Below are 23,662 nucleotides of genomic sequence, written 5' to 3'. Positions count from 1 at the left end.
GTCTTCCAATTAGATTCTTCAGTCGATCCCGAATGCCAGGCGAACTCAGCCGGCGGTGCCCGACCCGTCTGCGCCAGGCGAATGATTCGAAACTGCCGCCTGCCGCTTTATGCGCCGTTCCAGGCCCATGCTTACCGCAAACACGAGGAGTGACAGCGCCGTCATAGCACCTGAGAAATAGCCAATTTGCCCGACGGTGGCGAAGCGCACGACTGCTCCTCCAGCCGACGCACCTAAAGCGCTCCCCACGTAAATGACGGAAGACTGTAACGACAAGACAATGCCTGATGAGGGCCCCGACAGTCCAATCAGCCGATGCTGCTGCGCAGGATTGAACATGTAACCGCTGAAGCCGTACAGTGCCATGGCACCTACCGCCAGGGCGAGAATGCCAGGACGTCCGGCAAAGCCGTATAACGCCGACAGAAGGAATAACGAGACTGTAAGAAGGGTCAACGCCAGCGGGATCGCACGGTTGGGGCCAATCCTGTCCGCGGCTATACCACCCGTCCGCACCCCGATGAAGCTGGCAATACCGGAGAGGCACAGCACGACGCTGATCATCCGGCCGCCGCCCCCGTAGCCGGAGAAAAGCTCGGACACGTATGTAAAGAGCGAAAAAATTCCGGTCGCCCAAGCCAATGTTGTCATCAAGGCGAACAGCAGCTCCGGCTGCTTCAGATATGACAGGCGCTCGCGCATGCCGACCGCCCCGGACGGCGCCACCCGCGGGAACTGCAGCTGGATGGCTAGCGCAGCGAGCAGTGCAACCACGCCCACGATCCAGAACGTTGTGCGCCAGTCGAACGTCAGGGCGACCCAAGTGCCAAATGGGACTCCCAAGATCAGGGAGACGGTCTGCCCAGCAATGACGATCGATACGGCACGCCCTCGCTTCTCGGGCGCGGCCAGCGTGGAGGCAACAGCTACGGCACCAGGTGAGAACAGGCCTGCTCCCAGTGCAGCGACGATCCGCCCGGTCAGCATCAAGCCGTACGAGGAAGCGACCCCACACACGACGTTTCCGACGGCGAGCAGTAGCAGCGACCCGAATAACAGCTTCCTGCGCTCCATTCGCCCGGTCAGTGTCGTCAGCAGCGGCGACGAAACGGCATAAACGACTGAGAACGCAAACACCAGCTGTCCGGCAAGCGCCGTTGAGACGTGCAGCGCCTCCGCCAGTGTCGGCAGCAGACCACCGATCATAAACCCCTCCGTGCCGATGGCGAACGATCCGAGTGCTAACCAAAAAATTCGTTTGTCCATGATATCCCTCTCCTTATTAAGGAATCGATTGTTCATTGTAACCGCATTAGTTGCAATGGAGGATAGAACATGCTCGTTCGAACCTATACATTGAACTCTTCTTGCCATCAACGAAACCAAACCAATTACATTGAAGACCGAACTGCGCCGATTCGCTATCCGAAATGCAGCTACCGTCCTAATTGGGATGCAGTTTATCAGCCTCTCATTGAAACTGAACCAGTTACATTGAAGGCCACAGGAAAAAACGCGGATCGGTCTTCAAACGTCCGGTGCCGAGCCACTCGTTGTTTCCTATGGTTTCTCTTTCCTGACCGCCCCCGCAAGAGATTCTCCTCGGATGCTTGCCGCTGCCGGCGGCGTTACCGCTTCCCGTGCTCCAGCGACGAAGCAAGCAGATCGGCGATCGATTCCTGGGCCAGCTGGCGCTTCAACGCTTCCTCGCTGTCTCCGTAGACCCGTTGCAGAGCTGGCTGAATGCCGTTACCGATGATACAGCGCGGGTTCGGCTCGCTGTGGTGCAGCTCGAACAGGGGGGCAGGCACAACGGCTTCATACACGTCCAGCAGGCTGATCTCCTCCGGACGACGCGCCAGCTTCCATCCGGCCCCGGTCCCGCCGTGCTGCACGAGAACCAAGCCCGCCTTCCCGAGCTGTCCGAGGATCCGCCTCAGAAAAACCGGGCTCGTTCCCACGCTGTTCGCTATCCGATCGGATGGGAAAAATTCATCCTTTTCTGCTGAGAAGGCAAGCCAAGTCAAAATATGAAGAGCGATTGTATAGCGGCTTACGATAGCCATGTTCGGCATCCCCTTTCAATAATACCATTGTAGTTTCATTGAATCCCTTCGTCAACGACTCCTTTGCCAAAGACTGTTAAAGAAATCCATGGGTTCATCATGATCCTGAGCTTTCAAGCGTATCAATACTGAGGCAGAGGCTTGCAGCTTAAATCATTTTTCTAATAAGACTGTGATCGAGCCTGATAAATTTAAGGATCCCTATCTGCATTTTTACATCCTTATCGACGCCAAACAGGAAGGCGCCATCCAGAGTGTACTTTTTACTTGTCAAATGGGACATCCCCCAACTGCTGCGAACCACATCCCGTCCATCGAAGAAATGGATTTCGATGCTCCTCATCCTTCTCCGTCCTGAGACGGAGACGAAAACCATCCTCCCGCCCGTCACTTCCCATCAGACCGATACGATATCTTTAATGTAAAGCCTGTTGATGTACCGCTAATCACGCTGAGGCATCATCTCATCTACGGCATTAGGCAGCCAATGAATTCATTCGCACTTTGGGTTAGACACCCATCAGCAAAAACATAGTACGAACAGAAAGGGGCAAGAATCTTGAAGCTGATCTATCAATTGGAGCAGGTCAATAAAACGTACAGAAAAGGTAAGGTTGTCGCCAATCAAGACATAAGCTTCGACGTTCAGCAAGGTGAAATTCTCGGTTTGCTCGGGCCGAATGGCGCTGGTAAATCAACGCTAATCAAGCAAATGGTGGGTCACATGGCTCCCACCTCAGGTACTGTACGATATAAAGGAACAAGCGTACAGACACAAACCAAGCGAGTTGCCCAGGAGGTGGCCTACTATTCGCAAGAGCCTCATGCCCTGACCAGTTTAAAAACCTGGGAGGCATTGTATTTTACAGGAAGATTGCGGGGATTAACGAAGGAGTCCGCCGTAAAGCAAACAGAGGAATTGTTGGACCGCTTTGGAATGCAGGACCTCCGCCATAAGCTGCTGAAGAACGTCTCCGGCGGACAGAAGCGGTTAATCGGGATCGGCACTTGCTTAATCGGATTTTCCCCCGTTATGATCCTGGATGAACCGACCAACGAGCTGGACCCGAAAAAGAGAAGGCTCGTATGGGATCTGATCCAGGAACGTAATCGCCAAGGGGTAACCGTAATTCTAGTGACGCACAACGTGCTGGAAGCCGAACAGGTCGTGGACAGAGTAGCTGTCGTAAATCACGGCAAGCTGCTTGCCATCGATCATGTGAGTGTTTTGAAACAAAGAGTCGATCAGCGGATGAAGCTGGAAATCACGACCTCCTTCGGCGAAAGCGACTATGTGTGCCGTAGCTTAAGTGCACTGGGAACGTGGACCAAAACGGGAGAAAACCGAATCCGGACGCTGATCGAGAAGCAAGACGCCAGTCACGCGATTGACGTCCTGACTCAGCAGCCATTGCCGATTGAAGAATATTCTTTGGTTCCGCCGAATCTTGAAGATGTCTATTTTCATATCGATGACGAACAGGATAAGACTGCGAAAGCGGAGGTGGTCTAAACATGGAGAAGACTCAAGCATCCCTGCAAAGCCAAGACTTCCAGCTGCAAGAAGCGATCTTTCTCCAAGGGCAGAAGCATCAGGGCACGGTTCGGCGCCGCATCATGGAATGGCTGATCCTGGCCCGCATTCAGTTCACGATCATCCGTGAGGCCTGGGTTTGGATTTTCATTATGGCATGCATGTTTCCATTAACGACGCTGCTGTTCCTCAAATTCTTTACCGTTGATCCCACGCCGGCCGTCATGACTCGGATTATTACGGGTAATATGCTCTTCGGTTTAGTCGTAATGGGACTCAATTCCATGGCTCAGGAGATTTCTTATCAGAAGCACCAAGGGCATTTCACGTACTATTCGTCCCTGCCGATTGCAAAGGTAAACTTCATTTTTGCCAATCTGCTGCGCGGCTTGATCATGAGCGCACCCTCTTTTATCATCCTGGCGATGATAGGTCAGATGGCTTATGGCATTCAATTCCACTACAGCTGGGGACTTATCCCTGTACTGCTGCTCACCGTCTTTAGCGTGGTTGGCGCGGGTGTGCTGATCGGCTTCTGGTCGCCCAGTCATCAATTGACGAATATGCTAGTTCAGGCATTAATGATGTTCATCTCGTTTTTGACGCCTGTCATGGTGGATATGGATCAATTACCTCCGCTCCTGCAGTGGTGTTCATATATCTTCCCAACCACTTACGCAGCCGAAGCCATGCGGGAGGTGCTGATTTCGGGCTGGTCCAGCTCCGTCGCCTGGAACACACTTGTACTCATGTTATTCTCCTTGGTATCCATTGTTCTTATCTTGAAAAAGGTAGATTGGCGTGTAGAGAAGTAGGAGATGTTCAATCTCTGGATCTACTAATGTGTGTTAGTCCGAAATATGAATAGGCCGTCCTTGATTGGACGGCCTATTAAATAGCTCAGTCCGCATTGGGCTGAGACAAGCTGTTATGGAGAGATGATGAGATGTCCAATCTGGTTGCACTCCTCAGCGAACCAAATGTCACCCTTGGCATCAAATGCTATACCGTGGGGCTCGGCGTGAGGTGTTGGGATCGGATACTCCGTAATCAAGCCTTGTACCGTAATCCGTCCGATCTGGTTAGCCCCCCATTCCGTGAACCAGAGATCCCCATTCTCCCCCGATATGATCGCATGCGGCTTGGCATTCGATGTCGGTATCAGATATTCGGTTACCTCGCCTGAAGTTGTCATTCTTCCGATTCTATTGCTCATAATTTGCGCAAACCATAATGCCCCGTCAGGACCGCTCGTTATGCCTACAGGACCGGAATCCCGGGTAGGAATCGGATATTCCGTTACCTCCCCTTCGGCGGTTATTCTGCCGATCGAATTACCTCGATTCTGTGTAAACCATAATGCCCCGTCTGAGCCAGGAACAATAAATGATGGGAATGTGTCTGCAGTAGGCAGTTCAAACTCGGTCAATTCCCCCGATGTGGATAATCTTCCGATCCTGCCGCTGTTCATTTCCGTAAACCAAATTGCACCTTCCCTGTCTTCCGTTATGCCGAAAGGTGCTGAATTTGCGACAGGAAGCTCATATTCCGTAAAATTGCCCTCCAACGACATTCTTCCAATTTTATTAGCCTGGTACTCGGTAAACCACAAGTCTCCGGCCAGATCCGATATGATCGACATCACTCCGGCGTTCTTTGTCGGCAGATTGAATGAATTGACCTCGCCTGCGTTATCGATTCGTCCGATCCGATTGCCTCTTTGCTCCGTAAACCACATGGCACCGTCCTTTCCCCTCGTTATACCGTATGGCCCGGAATCCTGCGTTTTGACTAAATATTCCTGTATCATAACTCTCATGCGTATCAACTCCTCAAAATGAATCATGTTAAGAGCGTTGCTTCTTTAATTCGTCGAATCCCGATTGCGATCTGTTCCCTTTCATGTTCGATCAGCGAATAAAGTTCAGGTGCTCTAGGGATGTCGAATTTCAGATGAGAATGAGGGATTTCGGTCAATAACGTTCCAATGGGCTGCCGGTTATTCTTCCTACGTATAACATTCCAGAACATTCTGGACCTATTTTCTTCGGTCCCCCATCTTTCAAGAGAGTTGCGGAACAGCAGACATCTCCCGATTACGAAATCATTCTCCTTCATAGGCTCCGCAGCTTCGAACCCGGCAGCCTCCAGGCTATCAAACAGTGCGGGCATTAGCTGATCCAAATAGAGACCATAGGCTGCATCCTCAATTTCTTGAAAAGCGATCGTCAACTCATCATACATTGCGTTGTATCGGTTTTTCCATACGGATCCGATATACTGATTACCTGCCTCACAAATTTCCTCGATGGTCATATCGGAACGCAATACTGGTTTTACGGTCATGTGAACGCCTCCTTGAATTGGATTATTTCCATCATACAACATGTAAGCCAATTGGAAGGTTCAATGAATTTATATAAAGGAAATCAATACATCATACAGAATAACATTACAAAGATTTTAAAGTTGCGCATTTTTTGCGAAGGTGGGATTAACACATGATCTTACGGCCGAAAGAGCTGGCAGAAAAATACGGGTTGAGCGGCAACACGATACGGAATTACGAAGCGAAGGGGCTGATTCCACCTGCTGAACGATCATCCAACGGGTATCGCATGTATACGGAACGACATGAAGCTTATCTGGCATGTATTCAAGCCATGACTGCCGCATTCGGTATGGAATTAACAATCGAGGTGATGCATTGTATTGGGCGAAATGCGTTGGATGACGCATTGTGGCTCGTGAGGGATCGAGAGGTTATGCTGCACAGGGAAAAAGCAAGTTTAGATCAACTCGTAAAGGAGTTGAAATCGTATACTGAAGGCAGGCAAGCTTTCGACTTAAACCAACATTTCAGTATCCATGAGATTTCCAGACGGACGGGGGCTGCGAAATCGGCCATCCGTTACTGGGAGCAGAGCGGTATGTTCACTAGCGAACGAGACCCAGATAACGGTTACCGTCTTTTTAATCAAGGGCATCTCTTTAAAATCAGAATGATTCTGGTTCTGCAGAGCTCTGTTTATTCCGAAGAAACCGTGGGCCTAAAACAAGCCATAGCACGCTTGGATTTTGAGAACATCGAGCACGCGATGAAGCTTTCTGAAAGTATCCAAGCTTACTTGCACAAAACGATCAAACTCCAAGTGCGGGCTCTTTACTTTCTGTATCGCTTGATTCAAGCATCAGGATTAGCCGCCGAATGAGTTGGCGAACAATGGAGTTCGTTCATTTATTTAAACGAGCCCAGATCCGATCCAAGCCTAAGCAAGCGGTCAGGGCTCGTACCGAGAAGGATCTCGGTTTCTTAAGTTGTAAGCAGGATTTCGATTCGTGTTCCACGGTGAAGCTTGCTGTCTACATGAATATGTCCTCCATGCGCCTTCACGATATCGTTCGCGATGGCCATCCCAAGACCGGATCCCTTATGCAGCTCTCCCGTATGGGTCCCGCGGTAATACCGGTCAAAGATCCGCTCCAGCTCTTCTTCCCGGATCCCCTTGCCATGATCCTCGACAACGATTCGAACCGCGTCGTTTATCTTATCGACGCGAACCAGAATGGAAACATCCTCATCGTTATGAACCACCGCGTTGTAGATCAGATTGGTGACTGCACGGCGAATCAGGATGTCGTCCGCCTCCAACAGGATGACTTCCTCACAGTACTGGAAATCGATATTGCGGTTACCGTAACGGGCATCGTTCAACGTATCGATGACAGCGCTTCGGACGAGGCTGACGATGTTAACTTTTTTCAAATTCAGCGTCAATCCCTTGTTTCTAAGACGGGTGGAAAGGTTCAGGTCCTCGATCACCTCTTTCAAATAGTGCGACTTCCGTTCAATAATTTCCGCGTAATCCCGCATTTCCTCGACTGTAAACTCATAATCCCTGTCCCGCATCATTTCGGCGTACCCCTGAATCGAAGCAAGCGGCGTTTTGATATCATGCGATATGTTCGCGATCCACTCCTCTTTCATCCGGTCCAGCCTTTTCCGTTCCATTTCGCTTGTCCGAAGCTCCTCGGTCAGCATGTTGACATTGAAAAACACGTCCTTGTAGATGCCTTTCGTTTCGTAATGAACCCGGTAGTTTTTATGGGCCAGCTGCTTAATCCCGTCGATGAGCGCGGAAAGCGGCCGGGTTAACCTCTTGCTGAACAGATAAGCGATGCAGAGCGCAATGAAACCGTCGACGCAAATCACGGTCACGATTCCGATTTGAAGAAACCGTCCAACCTTCCGAATATCATAGGTGAAAATATTCCGCTCCAGATAAGGGTCCTGAAAGCCGATCAAATAGCTCAAGCGCTCCCCGTTCGCCTGCTTTTCCCCGATAAATACGGTCGACATCAGTTCTTTTTCCATGTACTTGTAAGTCTGAACGATATCCATCGGCGTATATTTGGTTTTGGCTTCCCGCGGCACACGAAAGCCATAGACCTGATTACCGTTTTCGTCCAGGACTTGAATCCAGGCCTGATTGCGCTCAAGCGTCTCCTTTCCCTGTGCGGTGATATCCATTCCCGATTCGGAAAGGACGATCTCTTGTCCGAACGAGCGGGTGATGGCCTCAGCTGAATGGTCTCCGTGACGAAGCGGATACTTTGGCGATTCACTCTGATATACATAAAGCCCGATGATCACGAAAAGGTTAATGAAAATGACGATAACGACAATGAGAACGACGGATGCCAAATATCTCCCGGTCAGCCGCCATTTCATCGCACGATTTCCTCCACGGCCAGCTTATATCCGAGCCCCTTTACAGTCACCAAAAATTGCGGGCTTGAGGGATCCTCCTCGATCTTTTCCCTCAGCCGCCGAATATGGACCATGACCGTGTTGTCATAACCGAAGGAATCCTCCCCCCACACCTGATCGTACAGGCTTTCCTTGCTTATAATCCGGTTCGGGTGCTTCAGCAAATAGCTAATCAGGCCAAGCTCTTTCGGTTTGAGCTCAATAATTTCGCCGTTTTTCTTCAGTTCCAATGTATGTTCGTCAAGCTCGAACGGGCCGGCCTTCAGCGTATGTTCTTTCTTTATCTCATCCTGCGCAGTCTCCGTTCTTCTGAAGCGGGCTTTGATCCGGTAAGCGACTTCCTTCGGACTGAACGGTTTGGTGATGTAATCATCACCGCCGATGGCAAATCCGAGGATTTTATCGATTTCCTCGTTCTTGGCCGACAAGAAGAATATCGGCACGTTCGAAACGCGCCGGATTTTTTTGCATACATCATACCCTTCGCCATCCGGGAGCATGATATCTAAAATGACGAGGTCGGGCTGCTTGTCCTGAAACCGAATCCATCCTTCTTCGGCGGAAGAGGCGGCATACACATGCTCGAAGCCTTCCTTATGGAGTACGGTTTGCAGAAGCTTAACGATATCCTCCTCATCGTCGACGATGAGGATTGTTTGACTTAGGGGCAATCGGTTCGATCTCCTTTCTGTAAGCAGGGAAAAAGACCGGCAGCTGAAAACTGCCGAGTCTTTAGTAATCATCTTCTCCGCACTTCCAATACTATAACCATATAACGGAATGGGCAATATTGGCCAGAGACTCTATTATTCGCCGAAAAATTTCGCCATCGGGTTAGTGATCTTTTTATCGGCTGCGACATGACCTGTTGTGCTCAAAACGTAATACTGATAAAAGTCACTGCTAAAAACGAGCGATAGCAGCATTTGCTCCGCAAACGGCTCGACCGGGCTGCCGTTCAGGGCGTCACCATTCCAGAAAAAATGCAGCAGCAGGCGATTTTGATTATAAGGATGCTTAATGACGTATGCCCCTGAAGATGCTTTTTGGTTCATCCTGCTTTTCCAGTCGAAGCCGATGGCCTTCGATTTCTGAATGATTCCGGGCTTGAGAGCCTGAATGAGCCCGTTCGTCTTCGCGCTGCCGATGGCAATGATATTGCTGGTTCCGAGCTCCTTTTTCAGCTTTTTCTTAAGGGTTTGCCGGTCGGAGACGACCTCGTATCGAATGCCCATAATCCCAAGGGTCCCTTCAAGCTGAGCCAAGATGGTCTGCTGCTGCTTTTTCGCTTGGCGGCCAGCCTGATCACTAACCACGATCGTCAACGGTTCGCCTTGCAGCGCCTTATTCACGATGCGGCTCATCGTTTCCGCCGGAAGATTCGCAGCTTGGGTCAGGGACAAATGGTATGATTGTTTGAACTGCTCATGAAAATACGCGGCTGTTTCCGCCTCGGACAATTGAAATTCGGGTTTCAGGACAAAATGAGGATCGTGCAGAATCTTGTCCATGTCCTTTCGTGCTTCTTCTCCTAACGTATCCTGGATTGTTTGCAGCAATCCGCTGATCGTTGCGTTTTTGTACACGTACCGTTTGTAATATTCTTTCATGAACATGTCGAATTTCTCTTCGCCCACGGTTCGGTACAGCTGGTAGATGGCCTGGCGTCCTTTATTGTAAAAGGTTGGACTATGCAAGTCCTCTACTTCCGTATTGGTGGCCGCGATCGGCTTGTCTAATGAGGACAAATCATCGATTTGGATCGATTTGAATCCGTTCAAGTCGTCACCTTGTTTTTCAGCGAAGTAGACCTTTGAAAAATCGGCAAACCCTTCATCCAAAAACGATTCGGTCTCCGAGTTATTGCCGATCAAAGCATGGAACCATTGGTGGGCGATTTCATGTACGAACACATAATCATGCGCCGGATCACTGTTGGGCCGGATTTGCCCCATTTGGATAACCCGGGCAAACTCGACCGCCACACCCTCTACGTACGACTCCGCAATCCGGAATTCAGGGTAAGGGTAATTCCCGAATTTTTCGCTAAAAAACGAAATAGCCTTAAACGCTGTATCAATGTACTCATTCACGAGTTTATTCTTGTCGGGCATGTTGTCGAAATAATAATACTCAACCGTCAAGCCATCACGCGTTACGCGCTCAACCTTGTAATTCGGGCTGGCAAAAAAGACGAGCTCACGAGTGTTATCCGCGACGGCGGTTACAATTTTACGGCCGGGCTCCTTCGGGTCCACCTGCGTCGTAATGTTCCCCGGCAACAGGATTTGATAGGCTTCCGGCACGTTAAAATGCACTTCGAAATCCGATAACTCGTAATAATCCGTCTCAAAGGACTGGCTGTACGGCGTTTTGTCCCATGCATGCTGATCTTCGTTGTAGACCGACATGACCGGGAACCAGTGTGCGCCGTTGATGATGTCTTTGTAGTAGGATAGCCGCTGCATGCCGTAAGGGATCTTGACTTCAAAGCCGATATCGAGCGTTACTGCTTCTCCGGGCTTTAGCTCCTGTTGCAGCTTCACGGTCAAGGCCTGATTGCTGTTCGAGAAGGACAGGGATTGTCCGTCAGCAGCCGCGCTCCGGATATCGATGCCGCCAAGAAAGTCTTCCGGCTTCTTCTGCGGATTTTCCTTCCGGATCTCCTCGTTGTTTCGTTTAAACATCGAAGTTTGGGTCGCTTGGGATCGGTTGGCATCGGCAAACGTATGGAATACGATTTCCCGCAGCGTGTCTTTGGACATGTTCCGGTAAGTGACCGTTTCGCTTCCCTGGATTCGCATATTTTTCTCATCCAGCTTTGCATGGATCCGGTACTGGACCTGAGCATGCTGAGCATGATCTGCCAGGACTGACCGGGCGGATGAAGCCGCCGGCGCGGCCCAGGCTTGGGTGACTTGAATCAAGGGACATGCCGCAAGCGCGACAGCCAGCGAGCAAGTCAGTGCTTTTTGGGATACCGATTTGAAGTTTGTTTGAACCATAAGTTTCTCTCCTCATTAATATGTTTAGTAGACGGTATCCGGTTATCCCGGATGAAGCATTTATTGCCCGGCACCGACCAGCTTCTGTTTCGCTTGCTCGGGCAGATCACTGGCCGATACTTCCTGGTAGGAGCTGACTTGATCCTTTTTCACATAGATCCGCAAATAAGCGTCCTTGCGCAGCTCCTTGCCAGCCGTAAAGGTGAGGCTTTTCTCCTTTCCGTCAGAATCGAAGCCTTCCAATGTGTACTCGTACGATACGTACTTCTGTCCACGGTCCGACTTATCTTCCATTTTCTTTCCGTCATGAGTAATCTGCACGTAATACTGCTGCGCGCCGATGCGGTTCAAATTTACGTTTTGGATGAATACGACAAATCCCACCAGTACGATCAATATGGCAGCTGTAGCGATAAACCCCTTTTTCATTCCTGTTCACTCCTATTTTGTATTGGTAACGATTTTGCAGTACGCATGCACAGTCAAGAAATAATAGATCAAGTAGATGCCGACGTAGACACCCATGCAGGTCACGACCGGAACGACCAGATTGGTCATCATCATTTTCGATAAGGCCGATAGGGCGACGGCGCAGTGGGCAATTCCGAAAGCAAGCGGCAGAGCAAATATGAACAGCACTTGCTTGGCGACGGATTTGTGGATTTCCCGTTTCTTGACGCCGATTTTGTGCAATATCAAATAACGGGCCTTGTCGCTGCCGGCTTCCGTCAGCTGTTTGAAGTAAATGATGCTGCCCGTCGCCGCCAGGAATACGAGTCCGAGGAATCCGCCCATAAACATCAAGAGACCGGAGGATTCCATTCCCCGTGAATAATCGCTGTAAAAGCTTGAAAGCCCGGCTGTCTCCGGTACTATTCCTTCCAATTGCTTTGTCAGCTCTTTCGCCTTGTCCTGATGCGTGATGCCGTAAGCTTCCGCTACCAGAGCCTTGGCACTATGCTTAAGCTCCGCAAACAAGTCATCGCTCACGACAATGGTGGAATAGACCGATCCAAGATTCAGCACATTGTATTTTTTTAAGGTATTGAAATGGATGGTTTTTTTGATTCCGCTAACCTTCAGCTCGATCGATGAACCGACATACTCCGGCGAAATGCCTTCCATATAGGCAGGTTCGAGCGCTGCGGCTTCGCTGCCTTCAAGGCTTATCGTGTCGTCCCGCCCCTGCAGCTTGGCCATCCGGTTAAAATCTCGGCTTGATATGACCGTAAACGACTGCTCCTCCTCTCCTAAAGCGTTATTCATGCCGGAGATGTCGGCATCCACCTCGAGCAGAGGAATGGACACATGGTAAAGCAATTTATGTCCCTCAGCCTGCTCGATCACCTTATCGGTTTTTGCTGCGGCCGCACTGTCAGCTCCGATAAACATATAGCTGTTCGGATTCGCAAGCTCCGCATTCGTCCGGGTGTTGTAATACGTGCTGTACGCCGTTCCGACCGCCGTCAGCGTTGTTGCGCTCAGCACGGCGATGATCGTGAGCGTCCGGGCGTTGCCCTTCATCCGGTACAGCAGCTGGGAAGTCCCAATTAGGTTCAGTCCACGCCAGTAGCTTGTTTTGTGTTTGCGGGCCAGCTTCAGCAGCGTTACGGTTAACGTGTTAAACAGCAGGTATGTGCCCAGGATGACCGAGATCAGTATAACGAGCGGAGTGAGCATATACCCGATCGCAGCCCATGCTTTGGACGTCAGCAAATTTTGCAGCGCAAGCCAGTATCCGAACCCAATCATCGCTACGGATAGTAACGCAATGACCGCCGAAGACTTCGGCTCCTTCTCACGCTCCTGATCCGCCCGGAACAGCTCGATCAGCTTGAACCGGTATATCAGGCGATAGCCTTGAACCGATGTGATCAGCGAGATAATCATGAACACCAGGAACGTATTCAAGATGGCAGCCGGTGAAATGGAGAAATCCGCCATGACGGCGTAACCCATCACCTTCATTAGAATCATGACGAAAAACCGGCTAAGCACCGCTCCAAGCGCGATTCCGACAATCAGAGCCAGAATGCCCATCAGGAAATTTTCATAAAACAGCATTCGCCCGATCTGTTTTTTACGGACACCCAGCAGCGAGTACAATCCGACCTCCTTTTTCCGCTTGCGCGTGAAAAACGAGTTGGAGTACCAGATGAAAACTGCCACGAACACGATCAGCACCACCGCCGCTCCGCTGAAAGCCGAGCTGATTTTCTGCGATCCATCTGATGCCGTTTGGATGGTGCTGTCGTATTTCAAGGATACGAACGTAAAATAAATGACGATGCTGAAAATCATCGATGCGAAGTAAAGAAAATAATTCGTGAAGTTCTTCCGGATATTTTTCCCGGCAATCTTAAACAGCGTCATGATGTCCACCTCCGAGCATCGCTAACACCTCAAGAATCCGCCCGAAAAATTCTTTTCTGGTCATGCCTTCCTTATGAAGCTCTTTGAACAGCTGGCCGTCGTTAATGAAAATGACTCGGTTGCAGAAGCTCGCCGCATAAGCGTCATGTGTCACCATCAGGATGGTCGCTTGGTTATGCTGGTTCAGCTTGCTCAAGCTTTCCAGCAGGCCGGTTGCCGATTTCGAATCCAGCGCGCCGGTTGGCTCGTCCGCCAATATCAGACTTGGATTCGTGACGATTGCCCGCGAAGCGGCCGCACGCTGCTTTTGTCCTCCCGAAATGTGGTACGGGTACTTATCGAGAATCTCGCGAATACTGAACATATCGGCGATTTCTTCCACCCGCCTTTCGATTTCGGCTGGCGGGACTTTGGAAAGAGCAAGCGGCAGCAGGATGTTTTCCTTGACCGTCAGCGTATCGAGCAGATTGTAGTCCTGAAAAATAAAGCCGAGTTTATGACGGCGGAAATCGGACAGCTTTTCTTCGTTCATGGAAACGATGTTTTGCCCGTCGATCGTGATTTCGCCGGAGGTCGGCGTATCGATGGTCGAGAAGATATTCAGCAGGGTCGACTTTCCAGCTCCTGATGGGCCCATGATGCCGACATATTCTCCTTCTTTTATGCTCAGATTGATGTTTTGAAGTGCCGTATACAGGTTTCCTTTCGTGCCGAAGGTTTTGTTTACGTTGGTTGCTTGCAGTATGGTTTTCATGGTTTCTCTCCTTAGGCGTTAGGTTTCATGAATGTATATCCAATCTTAAAGATCGCATCTTACACCGTGTTAATCCCAACCTTACAGCAACCTTAAAATTAAGCTAAAACCCCCAGGATACGCTCCGCAAGCGTTCCTGGGGGTTATGAATTCGAACTATTAAATATTATGAAGCCTACTTTAATGAAAGTTAATTTTAACTCTCAACGCCGATTCAGAGCAGAGATGTCGTTAGTGTGCCATCATTTCATGGGCAATGCTGTGTCCGTCCATGTCGGACGGGTAATAAGTAGGCCAATTCGTAACTTCTTCAAGTAGAGCCTTGCGATCGTCTCCCCAGTATAAATGGAAATGATCCGACTTGCTGGGGTTGATCCGGTGGTCGCTAAATTGAATGTAACGAGGCAGTCCCTCGACTTCTTCAACCGACTTAAATATGTATCGAACCCCGCGGTTGCCGGCCTCGTAGGTCAGTATTTCGTATCCATCGGATTGGTACTTCCCTGAATGTTGCTGGCCCTTCGTGAAGAACGTGACCGTGTCTCCTTCAATCACAATGCGTTCGGTATCTGTCTTGTAGCCGACGTCATAATATTCCTTATACTCCTCCGCCGTCATTTTCCCGGAATCCTCCGCTTTATGCGCAAACACCTCATCCAATGTACCATCCAGCAAATATGGATAAACCGATTGCCAGTCTCCTTCCCAATCTGAAAGCGTACGGTTCTGGACTTGGCTGTCCTCAAAGAATCCCTTGTAGATCGCCTCTGCTTCCTCATCATGATCATGATTATGTCCGTGGTTGTGGTCATGGTTATGTTCATGGTCATGGTCATGGTTATGGTCGTCCTCCTCGTCATGAACATGATTCGTGTTGCTTTCATTAGTACTGCTGCTTTCTTGTGTACCGCTGCTCTCCTGAGTGCTACTGCTTCCATTCGTACCGCTGACTGCCTCGGTTTGATTCAAAGCGCCACTGTCGTTAGAACCAGCGCTTTGACACCCGGTAAGCCACAACCCCATTACTGCTAAAATGACTCCAATCCCAAGTTTTAGTTTCATATTCTCCTCCATTTAATTGTAATGTTTACGATTAAAGATTATACGGAGGCTGGATTTCTTTGTCAATGAAAATCGTAATCTTTTTTAATTACATCTTAAAATAATTGCCTCACGCTGATTGATGCCTTAATTGAGCACGCCTGCAACTACTTGTTCTGCATGGACATTTAAACATTATTTTTCCTTGGTACTAAATTCGCCACATCGTCAAAATAAAAATTTCGCTTCCCTTTCTTGAAGAGGACGACGGTTACATGGATAACTAATATGACCCACATCATAAACAGGAATGCGATTGCAGCCACGCTGATCCATACATGATAAGGATAAAGTTTTGAATCCATATCTAACTCAATACCATTAAAAAAGCGCAGTAACCATGATGCCGCTAAAGGCAAGTAAAGCGCAAAGGATCTTTTTAAAAAGGACGGCCACGGAGGTGTTCCCCCATCCAATGTAGTCAGGTTAAATCGCAGTATATGGGTTCCGATGGTTTTTCCACCCCAATAAAATGGAACTACAGCGAAAAGAATAACAAATAAAATCGTTGTATAAAGAAATTCTGCAAATTCGCTAGTGCTAAATAAACCTAGAGTAAGTGTCCAACTAATCTTAATCAACAGATAATCGACAAGCACAGCAAGTAATTGCGGCATCGGAGGTACGAGCGGACTTTCCTGCATTTTTTCTGCCTTAGCAATAAGGTTACGACGAGACGGAAAAAGAGCAAGTATGACAGGTGCAATGATGAATCCAAACAAAGCACCCGTACTGTTTAGTATAAGATCATCCACATCGAAGATTCGATATGGGCAATTGTAGATCCCGTAGATCCCGGTAATTTGGGTTGTTTCATAGAAAAGGGATAACGCAAATCCCAATCCAAGCGCTTTCTTCCAATTTCCTCTATGCTGAAAAAAATACCTTAGATAAACGCCAAACGGCAATAACAATAGGAAATTGAACGCCGCCTGCAAAAGTACACTGTCCTTAAGTACCCGCACGTAAGTCGATGGCTGAGGCCAAACAATTGAACGACTATGAATAATCTCCCAAATGAAATGAAATGGGACAAGCGAATAATGAACGGTATCGGGTGATTGCAAAGCGCAGGTATTTCGTGTTTCCGGAAGTGGCAGGAGAACTAAAAACAATGCCGATAACATATAAAAAACAAAGGAATACGCGACGATGGAAGCCCAAAGGAGGAATCAAACTCTGCATTCAAACATAATGAAGAAGACACCCCACTACGGGGTGCCTCTTGTTGAAATGCGAGTCATTCCATTATTTGTTGAATGTGACCTTCTCCGTACCGCTCTCAAGAACGATTGAGGTGTCCCGCGGCTTCGTTTCCGCGATTTTGCGTCCGCCTCTGAACGAATAAAGCACTGCTGCCTGTTTGCGTATAGCCTCGTATTCGTTCTCCGCTTCAAGAACGATGAAGTTGGCAGGCTTGCCTTCTTCAATCCCGTACACATCCTGGATATGCAGCGTTCTTGCGCTATTTTTCGTAATAAGATCGATCGAGTTCACGATTTGGTCGTAACCGAGCAGCTGCGAAGCATGGATGCCCATGTGCAGCACCTGAAGCATGTTGCCCGTGCCTAACGGATACCATGGATCGAAGATGTCATCGTGACCGAAGCACACGTTAAGGCCAGCTTCTTGCAGTTCTTTAACGCGAGTCAGCCCTCTTCTTTTCGGATACGTGTCGAAGCGTCCCTGCAGGTGAATGTTAACCAAAGGATTGGAGACGAAATTCAGGTCAGCCAGCTTCAGCAATCTAAACAATTTGTACGTATAGGCATCGTTATATGATCCCATCGCCGTGGTGTGGCTTGCCGTTGTACGGGAGCCCAATCCGCGTTCGTAGGCTTCTTTGGCGACAACCTCCACGAAACGGGATTGCTCATCATCGATTTCGTCGCAATGGATGTCGATAAGCCGGTCATATTTTTCCGCGAGATCAAAAGCAACCTTCATCGAATCGACGCCATATTCCCTTGTGAATTCGAAGTGCGGAATGCCGCCAACGACGTCAACGCCCATCTTAAGCGACTCCTCCAACAGTTCCGCGCCGTTCGGGTAGGAGTGAATGCCTTCCTGCGGAAAAGCAACAAGCTGGATGTCAATATAGGGTGCCATTTCCTCTTTCACTTCTAGCATCGCTTTAACTGCGGTCAAGCTCGGATCCGTGACGTCCACGTGGGTCCGAACGTGCTGGATCCCCTGAGCCATCTGCCACTTCAGCGCCGTTTTGGAGCGCGTTTTGACGTCTTCATGCGTCAGGAACGCTTTGCGTTCGGACCAACGCTGGATCCCTTCGAACAGCGTGCCGCTCAAATTCCACTCCGGTTCACCGGCCGTAAGCGTTGTATCCAGATGAATATGAGGTTCAATGAACGGCGGCAGCACAAGCGAACCGCCCACATCAAGGACTTCCTCGTTCGCCGTTGGCTCCAGCGACTGCGTAATTCGTTCAAACTTCCCGTCCTTCACGACGATATTCCATAATCCTTCTTTACCCCGCAATTTTGCGTTCTGTATAATCATTGGTTTTCCCCTTTTCTATGGTTTCTTTGGCAGGAACAATCAACATGAGCACGAAGTAAACCACCGCCGTGCCGATCAGTGCGTTCAATGGCGTTACTCCCGGAGCCAGCTGGGCGAAGGCTACGCCGATGGCCCAAGCTGCCATCGCTATCCAGTTTACCTTCTTAAAAGTCATATCGGCAAACGGTTTATAGTTTCTGCGCTTTACAAAGAAGTAGTCCGCGATGATGATCGCCCCGATGGACGGGATCGCCGCCCCCAGTACATTCAGAAACCCGACGAAATTGTTGTACATCCACATGGCGAATACGGTACCTATGATACCATTGACTACGACGAAGAACTTTTTCGAAATCTTCGTGATGTTGGCAAAGCCCAGCCCGGAAGCATACAAGGCATTGTCGTTAGTCGTCCAGATGTTCAGCCCCAGCACGATAATCGCCGGAATGATCAGACCTTGCAGGAACATGACCTCCGAGATATCTGCCAGATTATAAGCCATTGCGCCAACCGCACCGAACAGGAACATGAGTGAGTTCCCCAGGAAGAACGATATGACCGTTGCGATCACCGCCTGACGGGAAGTCCGTGAAAACCGGGCGAAATCGGGCGTCAGCGTTCCGCCGCTGATGAAAGACCCGATACAAATGGTCAACGCTGCTGCAACGGTCAGCGACTGTGTCGGCGTGTAATCGAGCAATCCTTGCAGGCCGCCCAGTGAATTTGTTCCTTCGAACACGGAGTATCCGCCAAGAATGGCAATGGCCGGAACTGCAACATAGCCCAGAATGACAAGCGACTTCATGCCGAAGATCGCGGATGCTGTCATGGCGAGACCAAACAAGAAGATCAACAGGTACACGTTCCAATCCATCGCCCTTGCGACCGGAACCGCGAACATGGCTACGCCGACCCCGAACCACCCGACCTGCGTGAAGCCGAGCAGGAACGATGGCAAGTAAGAGCCTTTCTCCCCAAACGCGTATTTTGCAAGCAAATGCGTGGAAAGGCCCGTTTTGGCAGCGATATGCGCCAGAGCTCCCGTATAGATGCCGAGTACTAAATTACCTCCAAGCACAATAGCGATGAATTCCATGAACGTCAAGCCGACTCCCAACGTCCCCCCTGCCATCATGCTGGCCGAGAAGAAGGTGAACGCCAGCATTACGGAGAACGTCTTAATAAAATTGTTTCTCTGCGTTTTCGGTACCGCTTGCCACGAAAACTCTTGATCTTGTTTGCTCATCAGAATACCTCCAGGTTCAAGTTTCCTGATACCAAAAAAGCAGAAAAAAGAGGCTACTCGTCAAGTCTTGAACTGACAAGTAGCCTCTCCTGTACATCATAATCCGCACGAAGACACAGAGCATCCCCTGACGGGAAATGCACTAAATCTCGTGAGATTATAAACATCCGCTGCCCTTGCCAGCCTCTCTGGACTGATTTAAAGGTACCAGTATTCAATTACATACTATTATTTTGGAAAAGCATGCGATTGTCAATGTTATAATTATCCAATGGTCAAGGTACGGCTATCTTCCATGTGGTCCTGGGGAATTCAATGCAAGCTTTAATAGTCGTAAAAGCACAATCCATTAGTCGTCAAATCGGTAGTTAACCGCAGGCAAAGTGCCATAGAATACGTTTGAGAATCATTTAAGAGCTTCCAGGAGAGGTGGACACGGATGGAACTATGGTTACGATCTAGAGAATTAACCCAAGCATACTGTCGGAAAATTTTAATGCCTGAAGGGGCGACCGAAATTTTGGTGGACATCACCGATAAAATAAACCAGGATCCTCGACTTTTTGAAATTTATCGGGATTTCTATAAGAGTTATATAGACAGCGGATACTGGACGACGATTTGGGAACCGTTGACGATCCATCCCTACGTAAGAGAAGTCATCGGAAAGGAAGCTTCGCTGTTTTATTTGCATGCAGCACTGCAAAGGCTGCCTCTTACAGAGCAAAAGTATTCCGAAAAAGGGCTGAGTCAAGAGCTGTTTGTAGAAACCCTTAAAGATATCGGTGTATGGGTCCAACATGCCTATCAGTTAGTCGGTTACTATGCCATTGGTAATTTCGGGTGGATCTGGCGGCATCTCGAGGCCAAGATGTTTCGGCTGGGCGGAATGCAATTCATGGCAACCCCATTTTCCGGTGTCGTAAAAGGCTTTTACAACTTCAAAGAAGATGTCCTTCTGCTCCTATGCGGCGATGGGCTCGAGCTAAGGGCAAACGGCGATATGCAGGGCGTATGTAATAAAGAGAAGACAACCGATGGCTTCGTAACGGAATATCTGGAAACGGAAGATTATTACATCGGACATCCCGTTACTTCAATTGGCAAAGGCCTGAACACACAAGTCAAGCTGGAAAAGACGAAGTGGACAAAAGTGCTGGACAAGGATGATATTTTGCTTGAGGTTCACATTCCAAGAGATACCAAGTTTGATATGGACTCTCTCCAAGACACCTATAAGCAAGCTAAGGCGTTTTATGCAGCCTACTTCCCGGAAATCGAATACAAAGGTATGGTAAGCCATTCTTGGCTCTTTACCCCTCAGCTCCAAGAGATGCTGCCTTCGTCCAGCAATATCGTAAAGTTCCAAAAGCAGTTCTACCTCTATCCGACCGCGGGTTCCGAGCGTTTTTTATGGAATTTCGTATTTAATGAATTGACCGAGATTAAGGATGCAAAACCCGACACCTTGTTGAGGAAACAAGTCCTACGCTATCTTGAAGAGGGTAAAGAGATATTCGATATGAATGGCGTATTTCTTGATATATGCGGAGACTTCGGAACCGTAACCTACGAAAGATGAGATTGGAGAGGCCCAGCTGTATTGATATTTCTGTGCGACTTACGCGATATTCTCAATCGGCCTATTCCCAGACGGACAAAGCGGTGTCCATGAATTATGGAGGCGTATTTGGGGGGAATGGTTTCCGAGCTCTGATTACGAATTCGCAAACGGTCCCGAGTTTGAAATGACTTATGATCGAGGCAGCCATTTGTATGAAATTGAAGTCTGGATCCCTGTTATTAAGAAGCCAAGTGCTTAAAACAGAGGGCAGCACAAGTGCCTGACACGACATGCTGCTCTCTACATATCTCACTCGTATATCCGTTTAGAAACGCGTTCCCCAATCCCCTATATAGTTATTCCTTTATTAACAAGCAGCCATGTTATAAAGCTGTCTTCCGAGCTTATCTTATCTTCAAGGACGGCCGTATAAATATCTACACTAAAGAATTGTTTCCGGTATAGCGGGTGATTATAGAAGCTCTTCTTTAAACTTAAAATCGCTATCCGTTGTTCCGGATTCACTTTTGCTTTCAATTCTTGAATCTCTTTATGTTTTTGGGCAAATTCATCCGAGGATATCGCCCAGATATCAACCTTCCAGGCACTTGCAGTAATATTTGTGTAACAACCCCAATAGAAGCCCCGTGGCAAGCGTTCAGTACGACCAATATACTCATTTCGGTAATTCATCTTGGATGGCCTAATTCACAATGAGATGTTTTTGCCCAATTCAAAAAAAGACTCTTCATTCATTATATCGCTAGATAAATAAATGTCTAAATCTCTCCAAGTCATTAAATTGAGGAAGTAGCTTCCGCTTACAAATGGCTTCCCGAAACTATGTAATACTCCCATTAAACCATATTCGTAAAGGATTTCATCCGCTTCTGTTTGGATCATTAAATTAAGCTCTTCCAGTTCAGAAATCACCACCCCAGCCTCCTATTCATCGATTTCCGCTTGTTTTTTTATTGAATGAACCGTGTGTGTGAATGCTTCAGCAGCTTTATATGCATCTAATGCATGTTGAAGACGTTTGACTTGTTGATTCAACTCATTCCTGTTGTCTTTTGCTTTTATTGTTGCTCGCGCAGTCTCAATAAGATCTTCCATTGCTGCCTTTATCGCACGATTATGAGCTTTTTCAATGAGCTGTACGGCCATATGAGTATAAATCGCTGCAAACTCTTTATCGCCGATCTGCTGCTCACGGGCAGCCAAGTCGCTCTCACTTATTATCCAATCTCTGGAGTCACTTTTCGAAGCGGATAATCGCCCGTCATTAATCATGTTAAGAATGGTTTTATAATGAACCCCAAGTAACGACGCTGCCTCTTTAGCATTCATTATTACTCAGCTCCTTATCCATAGTTATCCATATATTAAGAGATAACATAATGCAAGTAAACAAAAATAATAAGGTCCTGGTTTCGTTTCGCAGACCAGCATAATGAAAAAGCCGCTCAAGTGAGCGACTTTCTTTGCTGTGTATGTTACTCAGGTTTTGTTCAGGGTTTTCGCCAGTTCGCTCATATCGCGTCCTTGCAGCGCGCCTGCTACAAGCTCTGGCAGCATGGCAGGCGTGCAGGCGAAGCACGGCGTGCCGTCCCGGGATAGCTGTCTCGCCAGCCGCTCGTCATAGAACGGCCGTCCGCTATCCGAGAGCGACAGCAGGCAAAGTGTCTGCACACCCGATTCACGCATCTCCCGCATGCGGCGCACCAAGGCTGCTTGATTGCCTCCCTCGTAAAGGTCGGTCACCAAAATAAACAGCGTCTTTTTCGGTTCCTCGATAAACGACTCGCAATACGCAACCGATTTGTTGATGTCCGTTCCCCCGCCAAGCTGGACGCCGAACAACATATCGACGGGATCATCAGCGCACTGCTCCGTCAGGTCGACAACTTCGGTATCAAACACAACGACGCGGGTATCCAGTGCCGGCATGCTGGCGAAGATTGCGCCCGTTACCGACGCCCAAATGACCGACTCCGCCATGGAGCCGCTTTGGTCGATATCGAGAATAACGGTCCATTCCTTGTTGCGACGGGCCCGGTCGAAATAATAAAACTTTTCCGGAATCAGGATGTTACGCTCCCGGTCGTAATGCTTGAGGTTGCGCTGAATCGTTCGCTTCCAGTCCAGCCCGGTGAGCGAGGGCAGCGGCGTATGCTGCCGTTTGTTTAACGCTCCGGTTACCGCTCGCCGCATGTCTTCCTGTAAGCGGGCCATCAGGTCGTCAACGACGGCCTTAACGAGGAGGCGCGCGGTCTCCTTCGTCCGCTCAGGAATCTTCCCCTTGAGTGCCATCAACGTACCGACCATCTGAATGTCCGGCTTTACCGATGCCAATAGCTCCGGCTCGAACAACAGCTGCTTCCACCCCCTGCGCTCGATCGCATCGTTCTGGATAATGGAGACGACATCCTCCGCAAACAGGCTGCGTACGTCTCCGAGCCAGCGGGACAGATTAACCGAGCCTCTTCCTCCACCCACTCCTCGGCCGGAGGCGCTCCCCGAGCCCCGGCCGGAACCACCGCCGGAGCTGCTTGCTTCCGTGTCGTCGTAAATCGCGGCCAGCGCGGCATCCATGATTGCTTCTTCTTCCGTCAACTGCAAGGCCTCGCTTCCCGCCAGCTCTTCCAGCTTACCCTGAGCGGCCTCACCTAGGATCAAGCGCCAGCGGGATACGGAGGGTTCCAGTCTTTCATTCGTTTGATCTGTCATA

Annotated in this window: 23 protein-coding genes; 5 read left to right on the top strand and 18 right to left on the bottom strand. The window is 49.2% G+C overall.

What is annotated here, in order from left to right; translation table 11 throughout:
- Positions 1-45: 45 nt before the first annotated feature.
- Both BBD41_RS28835 and BBD41_RS28830 read right to left on the bottom strand, forming a co-directional pair.
- The gene (locus BBD41_RS28835; RefSeq protein WP_237086951.1) at positions 46-1,302 is read right to left on the bottom strand and encodes an MFS transporter; all 1,257 of its coding nucleotides are present in this window, start codon (positions 1,300-1,302) and stop codon (positions 46-48) included.
- Positions 1,303-1,628: 326 nt separating this feature from the next.
- A complete protein-coding gene (locus BBD41_RS28830) occupies positions 1,629-2,066 on the bottom strand; it encodes an Rrf2 family transcriptional regulator (RefSeq protein WP_077566452.1) in 438 nt (145 codons plus the stop codon).
- A 559-nt stretch (positions 2,067-2,625) separates the two neighbouring features.
- Between BBD41_RS28830 and BBD41_RS28820 the strand changes: the two genes are divergently transcribed.
- Both BBD41_RS28820 and BBD41_RS28815 read left to right on the top strand, forming a co-directional pair.
- Complete coding sequence (locus BBD41_RS28820) at positions 2,626-3,579, top strand: ABC transporter ATP-binding protein (protein WP_099480182.1); 954 nt, start codon at positions 2,626-2,628, stop codon at positions 3,577-3,579.
- A 2-nt stretch (positions 3,580-3,581) separates the two neighbouring features.
- Positions 3,582-4,415 (top strand): ABC transporter permease, encoded by an 834-nt coding sequence (locus BBD41_RS28815; protein WP_099480180.1) that lies wholly within the window; start codon positions 3,582-3,584, stop codon positions 4,413-4,415.
- Between the two features lie 113 nt (positions 4,416-4,528).
- Here the strand turns inward: BBD41_RS28815 and BBD41_RS28810 are convergent, their stop codons facing one another.
- Both BBD41_RS28810 and BBD41_RS28805 read right to left on the bottom strand, forming a co-directional pair.
- Complete coding sequence (locus BBD41_RS28810) at positions 4,529-5,419, bottom strand: Vgb family protein (protein ID WP_099480178.1); 891 nt, start codon at positions 5,417-5,419, stop codon at positions 4,529-4,531.
- Positions 5,420-5,442: 23 nt separating this feature from the next.
- On the bottom strand, positions 5,443-5,946 hold the full coding sequence (locus BBD41_RS28805; RefSeq protein WP_099480176.1) for a DUF6022 family protein: 504 nt from the start codon (positions 5,944-5,946) through the stop codon (positions 5,443-5,445).
- Between the two features lie 155 nt (positions 5,947-6,101).
- On the opposite strand from BBD41_RS28805, the gene BBD41_RS28800 reads away from it, so the two are divergent.
- Positions 6,102-6,812: a MerR family transcriptional regulator gene (locus tag BBD41_RS28800; protein ID WP_099480174.1), complete on the top strand. Its 711-nt coding sequence runs from the start codon at positions 6,102-6,104 to the stop codon at positions 6,810-6,812.
- A 101-nt stretch (positions 6,813-6,913) separates the two neighbouring features.
- Here the strand turns inward: BBD41_RS28800 and BBD41_RS28795 are convergent, their stop codons facing one another.
- The 10 genes from BBD41_RS28795 to codB form a co-directional block, all read right to left on the bottom strand.
- Positions 6,914-8,332 (bottom strand): sensor histidine kinase, encoded by a 1,419-nt coding sequence (locus tag BBD41_RS28795; protein WP_099480172.1) that lies wholly within the window; start codon positions 8,330-8,332, stop codon positions 6,914-6,916.
- On the bottom strand, positions 8,329-9,042 hold the full coding sequence (locus tag BBD41_RS28790; RefSeq protein ID WP_099480170.1) for a response regulator transcription factor: 714 nt from the start codon (positions 9,040-9,042) through the stop codon (positions 8,329-8,331). Before BBD41_RS28790 ends, BBD41_RS28795 begins: the two co-directional genes overlap by 4 nt.
- Before the next feature lie 135 nt (positions 9,043-9,177).
- Positions 9,178-11,376, bottom strand: coding sequence for a M1 family metallopeptidase (locus tag BBD41_RS28785; protein WP_099480168.1), 2,199 nt, complete (start codon positions 11,374-11,376; stop codon positions 9,178-9,180).
- 60 nt (positions 11,377-11,436) lie between these two features.
- On the bottom strand, positions 11,437-11,805 hold the full coding sequence (locus tag BBD41_RS28780) for a YxeA family protein (protein ID WP_077566461.1): 369 nt from the start codon (positions 11,803-11,805) through the stop codon (positions 11,437-11,439).
- 12 nt (positions 11,806-11,817) lie between these two features.
- A complete protein-coding gene (locus BBD41_RS28775) occupies positions 11,818-13,749 on the bottom strand; it encodes an ABC transporter permease (RefSeq protein WP_099480166.1) in 1,932 nt (643 codons plus the stop codon).
- On the bottom strand, positions 13,736-14,503 hold the full coding sequence (locus BBD41_RS28770; RefSeq protein ID WP_099480164.1) for an ABC transporter ATP-binding protein: 768 nt from the start codon (positions 14,501-14,503) through the stop codon (positions 13,736-13,738). The genes BBD41_RS28775 and BBD41_RS28770 overlap by 14 nt, the downstream gene beginning before the upstream one ends.
- 231 nt (positions 14,504-14,734) lie before the next feature.
- Entirely contained in the window at positions 14,735-15,565 is an 831-nt protein-coding gene (locus BBD41_RS28765) for a metal-binding protein ZinT (RefSeq protein ID WP_099480162.1), read from the bottom strand.
- A gap of 167 nt (positions 15,566-15,732) precedes the next feature.
- Positions 15,733-16,731, bottom strand: a complete 999-nt coding sequence (locus tag BBD41_RS28760) for a VanZ family protein (RefSeq protein ID WP_099480160.1) — start codon at positions 16,729-16,731, stop codon at positions 15,733-15,735.
- A gap of 121 nt (positions 16,732-16,852) precedes the next feature.
- Entirely contained in the window at positions 16,853-18,121 is a 1,269-nt protein-coding gene (locus tag BBD41_RS28755) for a cytosine deaminase (protein WP_099480158.1), read from the bottom strand.
- Positions 18,090-19,367: a cytosine permease gene (codB, locus tag BBD41_RS28750; protein ID WP_099480156.1), complete on the bottom strand. Its 1,278-nt coding sequence runs from the start codon at positions 19,365-19,367 to the stop codon at positions 18,090-18,092. The genes BBD41_RS28755 and codB overlap by 32 nt, the downstream gene beginning before the upstream one ends.
- A 439-nt stretch (positions 19,368-19,806) precedes the next feature.
- Here codB and BBD41_RS28745 point away from each other — a divergent pair, with 439 nt between their 5' ends.
- Both BBD41_RS28745 and BBD41_RS28740 read left to right on the top strand, forming a co-directional pair.
- Entirely contained in the window at positions 19,807-20,949 is a 1,143-nt protein-coding gene (locus BBD41_RS28745) for an acyltransferase domain-containing protein (protein ID WP_157929346.1), read from the top strand.
- Positions 20,950-20,995: 46 nt separating this feature from the next.
- Entirely contained in the window at positions 20,996-21,190 is a 195-nt protein-coding gene (locus tag BBD41_RS28740) for a GyrI-like domain-containing protein (protein WP_077568986.1), read from the top strand.
- Between the two features lie 89 nt (positions 21,191-21,279).
- Here BBD41_RS28740 and BBD41_RS28735 read toward each other — a convergent pair whose 3' ends face one another.
- The 4 genes from BBD41_RS28735 to BBD41_RS28720 all read right to left on the bottom strand — a co-directional run bounded on the left by BBD41_RS28735 (position 21,280) and on the right by BBD41_RS28720 (position 23,661).
- Complete coding sequence (locus BBD41_RS28735; RefSeq protein WP_099480152.1) at positions 21,280-21,624, bottom strand: hypothetical protein; 345 nt, start codon at positions 21,622-21,624, stop codon at positions 21,280-21,282.
- A gap of 15 nt (positions 21,625-21,639) precedes the next feature.
- Entirely contained in the window at positions 21,640-21,864 is a 225-nt protein-coding gene (locus tag BBD41_RS28730; RefSeq protein ID WP_099480150.1) for a hypothetical protein, read from the bottom strand.
- Positions 21,865-21,876: 12 nt separating this feature from the next.
- On the bottom strand, positions 21,877-22,281 hold the full coding sequence (locus BBD41_RS28725; protein WP_099480148.1) for a helix-turn-helix domain-containing protein: 405 nt from the start codon (positions 22,279-22,281) through the stop codon (positions 21,877-21,879).
- Between the two features lie 150 nt (positions 22,282-22,431).
- Positions 22,432-23,661, bottom strand: a complete 1,230-nt coding sequence (locus BBD41_RS28720) for a VWA domain-containing protein (RefSeq protein ID WP_167392998.1) — start codon at positions 23,659-23,661, stop codon at positions 22,432-22,434.
- Position 23,662 lies beyond the last annotated feature (1 nt).

Source organism: Paenibacillus ihbetae (assembly GCF_002741055.1).
GTDB lineage: Bacteria > Bacillota > Bacilli > Paenibacillales > Paenibacillaceae > Paenibacillus_AQ > Paenibacillus_AQ ihbetae.
Note: the sequence above shows the minus strand (reverse complement) of the source record. Positions and strands in the feature narration are given on the sequence as shown.

What these genes read in the sequence shown, in the direction of transcription:
- BBD41_RS28835 (WP_237086951.1), bottom strand. Translation starts at nt 1,302, where the DNA reads ATGAACAATCGATTCCTTAATAAGGAGAGGGATATCATGGACAAACGA.
- BBD41_RS28830 (WP_077566452.1), bottom strand. Translation starts at nt 2,066, where the DNA reads ATGGCTATCGTAAGCCGCTATACAATCGCTCTTCATATTTTGACTTGG.
- BBD41_RS28815 (WP_099480180.1), top strand. Translation starts at nt 3,582, where the DNA reads ATGGAGAAGACTCAAGCATCCCTGCAAAGCCAAGACTTCCAGCTGCAA.
- BBD41_RS28810 (WP_099480178.1), bottom strand. Translation starts at nt 5,419, where the DNA reads ATGAGAGTTATGATACAGGAATATTTAGTCAAAACGCAGGATTCCGGG.
- BBD41_RS28805 (WP_099480176.1), bottom strand. Translation starts at nt 5,946, where the DNA reads ATGACCGTAAAACCAGTATTGCGTTCCGATATGACCATCGAGGAAATT.
- BBD41_RS28800 (WP_099480174.1), top strand. Translation starts at nt 6,102, where the DNA reads ATGATCTTACGGCCGAAAGAGCTGGCAGAAAAATACGGGTTGAGCGGC.
- BBD41_RS28795 (WP_099480172.1), bottom strand. Translation starts at nt 8,332, where the DNA reads ATGAAATGGCGGCTGACCGGGAGATATTTGGCATCCGTCGTTCTCATT.
- BBD41_RS28785 (WP_099480168.1), bottom strand. Translation starts at nt 11,376, where the DNA reads ATGGTTCAAACAAACTTCAAATCGGTATCCCAAAAAGCACTGACTTGC.
- BBD41_RS28780 (WP_077566461.1), bottom strand. Translation starts at nt 11,805, where the DNA reads ATGAAAAAGGGGTTTATCGCTACAGCTGCCATATTGATCGTACTGGTG.
- BBD41_RS28775 (WP_099480166.1), bottom strand. Translation starts at nt 13,749, where the DNA reads ATGACGCTGTTTAAGATTGCCGGGAAAAATATCCGGAAGAACTTCACG.
- BBD41_RS28770 (WP_099480164.1), bottom strand. Translation starts at nt 14,503, where the DNA reads ATGAAAACCATACTGCAAGCAACCAACGTAAACAAAACCTTCGGCACG.
- BBD41_RS28765 (WP_099480162.1), bottom strand. Translation starts at nt 15,565, where the DNA reads ATGAAACTAAAACTTGGGATTGGAGTCATTTTAGCAGTAATGGGGTTG.
- BBD41_RS28760 (WP_099480160.1), bottom strand. Translation starts at nt 16,731, where the DNA reads ATGTTATCGGCATTGTTTTTAGTTCTCCTGCCACTTCCGGAAACACGA.
- BBD41_RS28755 (WP_099480158.1), bottom strand. Translation starts at nt 18,121, where the DNA reads ATGATTATACAGAACGCAAAATTGCGGGGTAAAGAAGGATTATGGAAT.
- codB (WP_099480156.1), bottom strand. Translation starts at nt 19,367, where the DNA reads ATGAGCAAACAAGATCAAGAGTTTTCGTGGCAAGCGGTACCGAAAACG.
- BBD41_RS28745 (WP_157929346.1), top strand. Translation starts at nt 19,807, where the DNA reads ATGGAACTATGGTTACGATCTAGAGAATTAACCCAAGCATACTGTCGG.
- BBD41_RS28735 (WP_099480152.1), bottom strand. Translation starts at nt 21,624, where the DNA reads ATGAATTACCGAAATGAGTATATTGGTCGTACTGAACGCTTGCCACGG.
- BBD41_RS28725 (WP_099480148.1), bottom strand. Translation starts at nt 22,281, where the DNA reads ATGAATGCTAAAGAGGCAGCGTCGTTACTTGGGGTTCATTATAAAACC.
- BBD41_RS28720 (WP_167392998.1), bottom strand. Translation starts at nt 23,661, where the DNA reads ATGACAGATCAAACGAATGAAAGACTGGAACCCTCCGTATCCCGCTGG.